Consider the following 1713-nt stretch of genomic DNA (forward strand, 5'->3'; position numbering starts at 1 on the left):
ATTGTGTGCCAATCAGTTCTTCCATTTTTTTTACTCGTTCTTCTAATGATTTGGCGGTTTTTTCTTTAGCTTCAAGCTCGGCAATGCGTTTGTTTTGAGCTTCAATTAAAGTTTGCTGCTCCTGGATAGCCTTTGTAAGGACTGCCACTATCCTGGAATAATTCACAGAATTGTATTCTTCTCCGTCTTTATTGAAAGTACTTGCCACCTCAGGAATTATTTTATTCAGTTCCTGTGCGATAAAACCAACTTCTCTTTGCTTACCATATTCCTTCTGATCGATCCAGTTGTAATATACAGGGCGAAGTTTCATGACTTTACTTAAACCGTCATTCACATCAGTAACATCTTTTTTAAGACGCTGATCCGAAGGATAAATAATGATACTTCCGGCCGTATTTACCCCGATTTCCCTGTTGCTTGCTCCCGCATAGGCAGTTAACTGGATATTATTACATTGAATATTACCAGCTACATCTAGCCAGAAACCGGCAGCAGGAGTGGGAGTATTGATCCCGACCGCCTGAAGGAAATGGTGTGTACCACCAGATGCGCTATATGATAAGTCATTAGCATAACCATTGGCGGCAGTAGGCTCACGGTGTTGGATGTATGCAGTAAGGGCGGCATCGGTACTGGCGCTGTTATTGATAAACCCAAGATATCCGCCACCACTATTAGAATTAAGCATTACGGTATTGGTAAGTGAGGTCTGGGATAAGGCAATCCCTTCATTAACGACAGAAGTATTTACATGAAGTTTTTCCGTTGGATTATTAGTGCCAATACCAACATTACCAATATCAGTAAGTCGCATAAGTTCCTTTGGTGTACCATCTGCCCAGCTGGTATCACTAGCCCAGACAAAACCTACAGTGTTGCCATCTGAGGTATTATTGCGGTCTGCAATAAAATACATATACTCTCGTGACTCTAAATACATGTTGTTACCACTTCCACCTAAGTTTAAAGCAGAATAAATACGTTCTCCTGTATCATCAGATCCCCATCGTAAAGAATTTCCTTGGGTAAGTTCAATATTACCGGTTTCAACATCTACTTTGGCTGTTGGCGCGTCTGTACCAATACCTACATTACCACCTAAGTGATAGATTGTGGTACTGTTATCTGCTGGATTAATAGGAAATTGGTTTCCGGCTTTCAGCCAGTCATAACTTTTCGTTGGGGTAGCGCTGTGAAAGCTGACTACTTCCCAGGTTGTCCCTGCAGTATTGCCGTTATTCACTAGAAGAACGCCATCACCGGGAGCGATGCTGATAGAAGCCAGGCCTGTTGCTCCGACATCATCGATGAGTTCCGTGCCGTTGGCTGCTACCGTAAGGGTACTGGTTGTGTGTGTATTCTTGATTTCGTATAGGCGACCTTTAAAATTACCGGAACCTACTTGCGCAGCCGGGAGAGTAACGGTGCTGTTTGCGGCGCTATTGGAAACAAGGTAATAATCGTTTACGGTCATGGTATAATTACCTGTTACTGCTCTGTAAGCGGCTGCAAATGAGCCATTCACGGTAAGTTTCGAACCTGGATTGGGTGTGTCGATGCCCACATTAGACGTTTGTGCCTGAAAGTTACTGCAATATGCAGTAGCCAGAAGAAGGGGAAGAATAAATTTTCTCATGTATTATATGTATTAAAATGTGTCGGGGAAGTTTATAGAGAATCCTGAATAGCAAAGCCCTGCTTCAGAATAAG

1 protein-coding gene is annotated in these 1713 nt (G+C 42.7%); it reads right to left on the minus strand.

Translation table 11 applies throughout. The features are described from left to right. On the minus strand, positions 1-1639 hold a 1639-nt coding region (locus VN105_RS10515; RefSeq protein WP_325640583.1), incomplete at its 3' end, for a tail fiber domain-containing protein. Positions 1640-1713 lie beyond the last annotated feature (74 nt).

It is taken from the genome of Chitinophaga sp. (assembly GCF_035564935.1).
In the GTDB taxonomy this organism is placed as follows: domain Bacteria; phylum Bacteroidota; class Bacteroidia; order Chitinophagales; family Chitinophagaceae; genus Chitinophaga.